Source organism: Desulfonatronovibrio hydrogenovorans DSM 9292 (assembly GCF_000686525.1).
GTDB lineage: Bacteria > Desulfobacterota > Desulfovibrionia > Desulfovibrionales > Desulfonatronovibrionaceae > Desulfonatronovibrio > Desulfonatronovibrio hydrogenovorans.
Genome location: NZ_JMKT01000003.1, coordinates 20,096 through 29,068, shown reverse-complemented (window position 1 = coordinate 29,068; position 8,973 = coordinate 20,096). Strand labels below are relative to the sequence as shown.

Sequence of the window (8,973 nt, the reverse complement as noted above, 5' to 3'; positions counted from 1 at the left end):
TTTCTTTGTATTTTGTATTATGTTTCCATCCGCAGCAGCAGTGTCTCTATGCTCTGCGGAAGATATTAAGGACAGAAGAGGTTTAACCGCTGATCTCGCAGATTGACGCTCATAAAGGCACAAGAAATTCTGGGTCCTTAGTCAGTTATCCCTGACAACACCCCTTGACATCCCTGCATAACTCCCATAACAACTCGGCCATGCGTTCAGAAACTGAACAGATCCCGGATGACGCCCACATATATGTGCTGTTCAAGCTATTACATGGCCGGCCTGACCTGTCCCAGCGCGATCTGGCCAGGAAAACCGGCCTGTCCCTGGGCAAGGTCAATTATTGTCTGAAAGCCCTGGTGGACAAGGGCTTTATCAAGGCCATAAACTTCAAGAATTCCCGTAAAAAATCCGCTTATCTGTACAAGCTGACTCCCACAGGACTGAAGGAAAAGGCCAGGGTCACCTGCCGTTTCTTGAAGCGCAAGGAAAAGGAGTATGACCGGTTAAAGGCGGAGATTGAGGAGTTGCGTGCAGAGAGTTATCAGTTATCAGTTAACAGTTATCAGTTAACAGTTATCAGGCTCCAGATAACGGATAACTCACCCCCGACAACTGATAACCAATAACCGATAACTGACACCATGAACATCCAAACCTTTGAAGACCTTGAATGCTGGAAAGCTTGCCGCAAGCTGCGCATATTTGTTGCCAAGGAGGTAGTTCCTGTACTTCCAAAATATGAGCAATATCGACTGGGTGATCAGATATTGCGGGCTGCCCGGTCCAGTACTGCCAATACAGCTGAGGGCTACGGCAGGTTTCACTATCTGGACAATGCTAAATTTTGCAGTAATGCTAGGGGTTCCTGCTGGGAAACATTGGATCATTTGATAACAGCATATGATGAAGAACTTATACCAGATGATATCTACCAGCGGGGCAGGGAGTTGTCGCACCATGCCATCAAATTGCTAAACGGGTACATGAATTATCTCTACAAGCAGAGCAAGAAAAAAAGCACCAACCTGCACGAACAATTTGCAGAATATGGCACTGACAACCGTTAACCGTTAACCGATAACTGATAACCGACACGTGTTCAAAAAAATCCACTCTCTCCTAACCAGAAAAGAACGCCGCCGGGCATATCTGCTTTTATGCATGATCCTGGTCATGGCCTTTCTGGACACTATTGGTGTGGCTTCTATCATGCCCTTTATGTCTGTCCTGGGAAATCCGGAAGTAGTGGAGACCAACCCCTGGCTGAACCTTGTCTATACCAGACTGGGCTTTACCAGTCCAAGGGATTTTCTGTTCTTCCTGGGTCTGATAGTCTTTGTCATTCTAGTATTATCCATAGCCTTTAAGGCCCTGACCCAGTACGTCCTGCTGCGCTTCACCCACATGCGCAACTATTCTCTGTCCTGCCGTTTGTTCAAAGGCTATCTGGGTCGGCCCTATACCTGGTTTCTTAACCGGCATAGTGCAGACCTGGGCAAGAGTATACTGTCGGAAGTCCAGCAGGTGATTAATGGTGTCATGATTCCCTTTATGCAGCTTTTGGCCCACGGCGTTGTAGCAGTTTTCCTGGTCGTTCTGCTCATTCTGGTGGACCCGGTCCTGGCAGTGGTCATTGCTTTGGTCCTTGGCGGAGCATACGCTCTCATCTATCTGACCATCCGCAGATATCTGTCCCGCATCGGCACTGACCGGGTCCTGGCCAATAAAGAGCGTTTCCAGGTGGCTCAGGAGGCTCTGGGCGGGATCAAGGAAGTCAAGATATTCGGTCGGGAAATGCCTTTTTTCAGCCGGTTTGTTGATCCGTCTTTACGTTTTGCCAGGCACCAGGCCACCAATGCCATTCTAAGTCAGCTGCCCAGGTTTGCTTTGGAAATCATGGCCTTTGGCGGGATTCTTATCCTTGCCCTGTTTCTGTTCAGGACCCATGGTGATTTTTCCCGCATCCTGCCCCTGCTGGCTGTTTACGCCTTTGCCGGGTACAGGCTTTTGCCTGCTCTGCAGGCTGTTTACTCTCATTTAAGCAAGCTGCGTTTTGCTTTGCCTGCCCTGGACAGCCTTTATCAGGACATCAGACAGTTTCAGGATGAGCTGGGGCTTACAAGGCAGGAAAAATTAGCACCCCTGGTTCCTGAACAATCCATCACCCTCAATGATATCACTTTTACCTATCCAGGCGCCCATTCCCCGGCCCTTAAAGGTCTTAATCTGGACATCCCGGCCAGGACCACAGTAGGACTCGTCGGCTCCACCGGATCAGGCAAAACCACCACCGTGGACATCATCCTGGGCCTTCTCCAGCCCCAATCCGGCCAACTTCTTATTGACGATTTCCCAATCTTTGGCTCTTCACCAGATAACCGAAGCCCGATAACTGCCAGCCCTGATAACCGAACACTGATAACCGATAACACCCTAAGGTCCTGGCAACGTACCCTCGGCTACGTCCCCCAACATATCTACCTGGCTGACGATACTGTAGCCGCTAACATTGCCTTTGGCATTCCGCCTCAAGAAATTGATATGCAGGCAGTGGAAAAAGCAGCAAAAATAGCTGAGCTGCACGAGTTTGTAACCACAGAGCTTTCCAAAGGCTACAATACCTTAGTGGGCGAGCGCGGTGTGCGCCTGTCCGGAGGTCAGCGCCAGCGCATCGGTATTGCCCGGGCCCTGTACCATGACCCGGCAGTGCTCATCTTTGATGAAGCCACATCCGCTCTGGACAACCTTACGGAAAAAGCAGTAATGCAGGCCGTACATAATCTGGGCAAGGCCAAAACCATTATCCTCATCGCTCACAGATTGAGCACAGTAGAAAAATGCGACCAGATTTTTGTGCTTGAACATGGCCATCTTGTAGCACAGGGAACTTATGATGAGTTGTTGGAATCAAACCAGGAGTTCAGGAGGATGGCGGTGGTGAATGAGTGATAGTTGGAAGGTAAAAGGTACCAAAGTAAAATGTATGAAGGTTAAAAGTGCGCAGGTAGGGAACTAAAAGGCAGGAAGAGAAGAGGCAAGAAATGGGAGAGTTTGCCAAACGCTTTGAAGATCTTGAAATATGGCAAGAGGCCAGACGTTTGGCAGTTGAGATTTATTTACAGTTCAAAGATTGCAGGGACTTTGGATTTCGAAACCAGATTCAGGACGCCTCAGTATCTGTTATGAACAACATAGCAGAAGGTTTTGAGCGACGGTCCAGAGCCGAATTCCGCCGCTTCCTGGATATCGCCAAGGGCTCCAGCGGCGAGACCAGGAGCATGCTGTACTTGGCCCAGGACGTGGGGCATATTGACAAAGATACCGGCATGAGGCTGATTTCAGAATATGAGGTGCTTTCCAAAAGAATTTCAAGTTTGATGGCTACGCTCAGGAGGAAGGAAGGTGGGAAGGTAAAAAGTTAAAAGTGGGAAAGTCAAGAACATTATACTTTCGGTAACGTTACGAAGTACTTTTTACCTTGCTTTAGCACCTTTAACCTTCGCACTTTTAACTAGCACTTTTGACCTTACGCAGTACTTTTAACATTTTAACATATTAAGAACATGCTCAACAACAAATCCATATTAATCACCGGTGGTACAGGCTCATTTGGCAAAGCTTTTGTTAGAACTGTTCTGGAACGCTATCCAGATGTAAAGCGTTTGGTAGTCTTTTCCCGAGATGAACTCAAGCAGTTTGAAATGGAGCAGGAGTTCAGTCCCCAAGAATTTCCGGCCATGCGCTATTTTATCGGAGATGTACGGGATTACTCACGTTTGCGCAGAGCCCTGGAGCAAATTGAAGTAGTTGTCCATGCCGCGGCCCTGAAGCAGGTTCCGGCGGCTGAGTACAATCCTTTTGAATGTATCAAGACCAACATACTGGGAGCGCAAAATCTTGTTGAAGCCTGCCTGGATACTCCAACAGTCCGGGTCGTCGCGGCTCTATCCACGGACAAGGCTGCCGCACCCATCAATCTGTATGGCGCAACGAAGCTTTGTTCTGACAAATTGTTCATTGCCGCCAACAATATTCTTGGAGGAAGAAACCTGCGATTCACGGTGGTTCGCTATGGCAACGTCATGGGCAGCAGGGGTTCAGTCATCCCCTTTTTCCTGGAGAAGCGCAAAACCGGGGTCCTGCCCATCACCGACCCAGCTATGACCAGGTTCAATATTACCCTGCAGGAAGGGGTGGACATGGTGCTCTGGTCCATTGAAAACTCCCGGGGCGGTGAACTTTTCGTGCCCAAGATCCCCAGTTACCGCATCCTGGATGTGGCCGAGGCTATTGGTCCGGAATGCGAGAAGCCTGTAACCGGGATCAGGCCGGGGGAAAAGATCCATGAGGAAATGATTACTTCCAGCGACAGTTTTAATACTGTTGATCTGGGCAGGTACTTTGCTATTCTGCCCACCACTGGCAAGCATGGCCCTGTGCATTATTGTGATCAAAATGGATGCAAAATGGTTACTCCCGGCTTTGCCTACAACAGCGGCTCTAATCCGGATTTTTTGACTGTGGAACAATTGCGGGAATTAATCCGAATTAACATAGACAGTAGTTTCACGGTGTAGCGAATGATTCCATATGGTAAGCAACAAATAGATCAGTCCGACATAGATGCCGTAGTCGAGGTGCTAAAATCCGACTTCCTGACTCAGGGCCCGATGGTACCGCGATTCGAGCAGACGATTGCCAGGTATTGCGGCGTCGGCGATGCCGTGGCCGTCAACTCCGGCACGTCCGCCCTGCACATCGCCTGTCTGGCCCTTGACCTGGGTCCTGGCGATACACTCTGGACTTCACCCATTACCTTTGTGGCTTCAGCCAATTGCGCTCTTTATTGCGGGGCAAAGGTTGATTTTGTTGATATTGATCCGGCTACTTACAATATGAGTCCTGAGGCTTTGGAAGAAAAGCTTAAACAGGCCAGGGAAAGCAAAAGTCTTCCCAAAGTAGTCGTTCCGGTGCATATGTGCGGTCAGCCCTGCAACATGGAGGCAATTCATGCCCTGGCGCAGGAATATGACTTCCGAGTCATTGAAGATGCCTGTCACGCCCTTGGAGGGAAATACAAACAAGAACCCATCGGCAATTGCCGCTATAGCGATATAACAATTTTCAGCTTCCATCCGGTCAAGATCATCACTACTGGCGAAGGGGGAATGGCCGTTACCAATGACCAGACTTTGGCAGAGAGGATGGAATTATTGCGGAGTCACGGCATCACAAGGAATGTAACTACGTATGGGAGTATGGGAGTAAGGGAGTCTGGGAGTAAAACACACCCATACGCCCACACACCCATACCCCCATACACAAACACGCCCAAACACCCATACATAGATACCCCCAAACCTGCTTATTATTATGAACAAATAGATCTCGGTTTCAACTACCGCATGACCGACATCCAGGCGGCACTGGGCATCAGCCAGATGAAAAGATTGGATCAATTCGTTGCCAGACGCTCCCAGCTTGCGGCCAGGTACGATGAATTATTGTCAGATCTTCCTGTAACAACACCATGGCAGCATCCGAACGGCAGCTCAGCCTGGCACTTGTACGTGGTCCGTCTGGATCTGGAAAAGATGAACCTGACACGTAGACAGGTCTTTGAATATTTGAGAAAAAAGGGTATAGGCATCAACGTACATTATATCCCGGTTCATACCCATCCATATTATCAGGCTATGGGATTTGAATGGGGCATGTTTCCTGAATCGGAAAAATATTACCAGGAAGCCATCACCCTGCCCCTCTTCCCGGCCATGACCGAGAAGGAGCAGGACAGGGTGGTGGATGCCTTGAAAAGAATCCTGCCCACGGAACACACGGAAGGACACTGAACTTGAAGATTTCCTTTTCCGTGCCCTTTCGTGTATTCCGTGGGCGATAATCTTCTGTCTTTGATAATGACTATTCCGTGGGTTGAGATTCATGCTTTACGAAGAACTGAGCTACACCATTCAAGGTGCCTGCTTCGAGGTTTACAGGACAATGGGCTGTGGATTTCTGGAGTCTGTATACCAGGAATGCCTTGAAATAGAATTTTCGGATCGCGGTATTCCCTTTGATTCCCAGAAGGAACTGGACCTGGAGTATAAGGGAAAACGTTTGAAACAGCGCTATATGCCGGACTTTGTGTGCTACGGGAAAATCATCATAGAGCTCAAGGCCGTGGACAAGATCGCATCGGAACATAAGGCTCAGGTGCTGAATTACCTGCACGCCACCGGGATGCGCCTGGGATTGTTGGTCAACTTTGGGCACCATCCAAAGCTTGAGTGGAAACGGATGATAATATAGACAATTACTGTCCATGGAAAACATTAAAGCATATTTGCCCACGGAACACACTGAATAACACGGAACATGAAGAAAATATTTTTTCCGTGCATTTCCGTGAATTCCGCCTGCCCCGTGTAACCGGGGCCCCCTCTGGAGTGTTACACTGGGGTGGGCGAAACTCTTCTGTCTTATCTGGATGGTGGATGCCTTAAAAAGAATTCTGCCCACGGAACACACGGAAGGACACGGAAAGTTCTTTTCTTATTCAGTGCTTTTCCGTGTATTCCGTGGGCTAGGGCCAAACTCTTTTTCTGGATCAGTCCCCGGAACCCGGGTTTAAAAGGAGAAATTGATATGTCTCAAACATCGACTTTTGGAGGCCTACTGGAAGAGGTGGAGAAACTGCCACTTGAAGAACAGGATATGTTCAAGGAAATTCTCTCCAAGAGACTCATGGAACGCCGACGTAACCAGCTTTTTGATGAAATACAGAAAGCACGAGCGGAATATAGTGCGGGAGAATGCCATCCCGTCAGTGTAGACGACCTGATGAACGAAATCGTCAAATGAAGCGACTTCTGATTCGTTCTCCATCCTTCGTTCGTGCCGCCAAACGGTTTATCAAAAAACGTCCTGAATGTGGCGATGACCTACGAAAAGCGCTGACTTTGCTTGAGAACGATGTTTTCCATCCAGGTCTGAAAGCACATAAGCTTCAAGGCAGGTTATCAGGATCATGGGCATGCTGTGTCGGATATGATCTCAGGATTATCTTCCGTCTTGGTCGGCATGAAGGTCAAGAGGCCATTTTTCTGGAAACAATGGGTACGCATGATGAGGTATACTAAAGCTTGCGGACCCAGGACCTCGGATTCCTGATAACATACAACTGATAACCTATAACTTACAACTAAAAAATATGCCAGTTACAATCGGAAACAAAACAATCGGCGACACCCATCCCTGCTTCATCACCTTTGAAGCCGGGCCTACTCATGACGGGCTGGAATCAGCCAAGCGGCTGGTCAAGCTGGCTGCGGAGGCAGGAGCGGACGCGGTCAAGTTTCAGATATTTGACCCAGACAAGTTAGTTGCGGACAAACAAATGACTCGTCCATATGAAATACTGGTGGACCGGGAAACCGGAGAAACTGAAATCATCACTGAGACATTGTACGATATCCTTTCCCGGAGATGCCTACATCGTGAGGAATGGATTGAAGTAAAGAGGTATAGTGACGAGCTTGATCTTGCTTTCTTTGCTACAGTTGGATTTGAGGAAGATATCAATTTGCTGGTAGAACTTGGTTGTCACTCCATCAAAATAGCTTCGGCTGACATAAATCACTGGCCCTTGATTCGAACAGCAGCTAAGACCGGCATGTGCATCCAGCTGGATACAGGAAATGCTACGGTTGGAGAGTTGGAGGACGCTGTCGAAGTATGTAGATCAGAGGGGAACGAAAAGATAATAATTCATAACTGCCCTTCAGGCTATCCAGCAAGACTGGAAAGCATTAATTTGAATTTTATCTCGACTCTTAAAAGGATGTTCCCGAATTACGCAATTGCATATTCAGATCATACCCCGGGCTGGGAAATGGATGTTGCCGCGGTGGCCCTGGGTGCGAATCTTGTTGAAAAAACAATCACAATGGACCGGACCACTCGAAGCATTGAACATATTTTTTCCCTGGAGCCAGGTGAAATGGAACATTTCATCAAGACTGTCAGGGATGTGGAAATAGCAATGGGGACAACAAGGCGGGTTTTGCATCCTGAACAAAGAAAAGACAGGCTCAGGGGACGAAGAAGCGCCTTTGTCAAACAAGCAGTAGGCAAAGGAAAGACTGTTTCGCTGGAGGATATTGAATTTCGCAGGCCAGGGTACGGGATTGCCCCTCACATTTTTGAGTCTTTGCAGAATTATGTTTATTCTAAAGATTTGCAGGCAGGCCACAGACTATCATTTGCCGACTTGGACGAGCCATGAACTGTATAGCCTTAATACCTGCCAGGGGGGGATCAAAACGTTTACCTGGTAAAAACATCAAAAGCGTCATGGGCAAACCCATGATAGCTTACCCAATCAGCACAGCGCTTCAGAGCAAGGTCTTTGAGCGGGTATTGGTTTCCACGGAAGATAACGAAATTGCAGATATTTCGACTAAGTGCGGAGCGGAAGTTGTGCCCCGGCCTTCTGAACTCGCAACGGACCAAGCCACAGTGCACCAGGTTGTCAGGCATACATTGGCGAGTTTGGAAAGAGCTGGAGAGTTGCCGGGTTGCTTTTGCATTATCTATCCGACAGCGATACTGCTTGAGCCGAGGCACCTTGTGGAAAGCCATGCATTGCTCTCAACCAGAAATGTCGATTGCGTTCTGGCGATCCAAAAGTTCAAGCCTCATCCTTTCAAAGCCCTCTCATATGAAAAGAATGTACTTTTTCCTGCCTTTCCTGAGCACTTCACCAAAAAGGGGCAGCAGTTGCCCAGCTTTTTTGCTCCTGCGGGCGCATTTCACTGGATGAGAAGTCAAGCATTTCTTGATGCCCAAGGCCCTGTATGGACCATGTCCAGGTCTGGCTACATCCTTAAATCATATGAAGCAATAGATATTGATGAACACGAAGACTTGGCAATGGCTGAGCGTCTTTTAATAGCCAAGACCGACGTTAGGTAAAAT

The 8,973-nt window shown here is 48.3% G+C and carries 11 protein-coding genes; all 11 read left to right on the top strand.

Annotated features, from left to right (window positions below; genetic code table 11):
* Nucleotides 1-200 precede the first annotated feature (200 nt).
* Nucleotides 201-620 carry a MarR family EPS-associated transcriptional regulator gene (locus P771_RS0100990; RefSeq protein ID WP_035243738.1) on the top strand — a complete coding sequence of 140 codons (420 nt, stop codon included), beginning with the start codon at nucleotides 201-203 and terminating at the stop codon, nucleotides 618-620.
* 15 nt (nucleotides 621-635) lie between these two features.
* Complete coding sequence (locus P771_RS0100985) at nucleotides 636-1,061, top strand: four helix bundle protein (RefSeq protein ID WP_028573669.1); 426 nt, start codon at nucleotides 636-638, stop codon at nucleotides 1,059-1,061.
* A 28-nt stretch (nucleotides 1,062-1,089) separates the two neighbouring features.
* Nucleotides 1,090-2,943, top strand: a complete 1,854-nt coding sequence (locus P771_RS0100980) for an ABC transporter ATP-binding protein (protein WP_028573668.1) — start codon at nucleotides 1,090-1,092, stop codon at nucleotides 2,941-2,943.
* A 92-nt stretch (nucleotides 2,944-3,035) separates the two neighbouring features.
* Nucleotides 3,036-3,416 carry a four helix bundle protein gene (locus P771_RS0100975; RefSeq protein ID WP_028573667.1) on the top strand — a complete coding sequence of 127 codons (381 nt, stop codon included), beginning with the start codon at nucleotides 3,036-3,038 and terminating at the stop codon, nucleotides 3,414-3,416.
* A 141-nt stretch (nucleotides 3,417-3,557) separates the two neighbouring features.
* Complete coding sequence (gene pseB / locus P771_RS0100970) at nucleotides 3,558-4,571, top strand: UDP-N-acetylglucosamine 4,6-dehydratase (inverting) (protein ID WP_028573666.1); 1,014 nt, start codon at nucleotides 3,558-3,560, stop codon at nucleotides 4,569-4,571.
* A gap of 3 nt (nucleotides 4,572-4,574) precedes the next feature.
* Entirely contained in the window at nucleotides 4,575-5,846 is a 1,272-nt protein-coding gene (gene pseC / locus P771_RS0100965; RefSeq protein WP_028573665.1) for a UDP-4-amino-4,6-dideoxy-N-acetyl-beta-L-altrosamine transaminase, read from the top strand.
* A gap of 91 nt (nucleotides 5,847-5,937) precedes the next feature.
* On the top strand, nucleotides 5,938-6,306 hold the full coding sequence (locus P771_RS0100960; RefSeq protein WP_035243736.1) for a GxxExxY protein: 369 nt from the start codon (nucleotides 5,938-5,940) through the stop codon (nucleotides 6,304-6,306).
* 336 nt (nucleotides 6,307-6,642) lie between these two features.
* Entirely contained in the window at nucleotides 6,643-6,858 is a 216-nt protein-coding gene (locus tag P771_RS0100955) for a hypothetical protein (RefSeq protein WP_035243734.1), read from the top strand.
* Nucleotides 6,810-7,136, top strand: a complete 327-nt coding sequence (locus P771_RS19205) for a type II toxin-antitoxin system RelE/ParE family toxin (RefSeq protein WP_353740012.1) — start codon at nucleotides 6,810-6,812, stop codon at nucleotides 7,134-7,136. Before P771_RS0100955 ends, P771_RS19205 begins: the two co-directional genes overlap by 49 nt.
* A 71-nt stretch (nucleotides 7,137-7,207) precedes the next feature.
* The gene (locus P771_RS0100950) at nucleotides 7,208-8,281 is read left to right on the top strand and encodes an N-acetylneuraminate synthase family protein (RefSeq protein WP_028573662.1); all 1,074 of its coding nucleotides are present in this window, start codon (nucleotides 7,208-7,210) and stop codon (nucleotides 8,279-8,281) included.
* On the top strand, nucleotides 8,278-8,970 hold the full coding sequence (gene pseF / locus P771_RS0100945; protein WP_028573661.1) for a pseudaminic acid cytidylyltransferase: 693 nt from the start codon (nucleotides 8,278-8,280) through the stop codon (nucleotides 8,968-8,970). The genes P771_RS0100950 and pseF overlap by 4 nt, the downstream gene beginning before the upstream one ends.
* The last annotated feature ends 3 nt before the right edge of the window (nucleotides 8,971-8,973 follow it).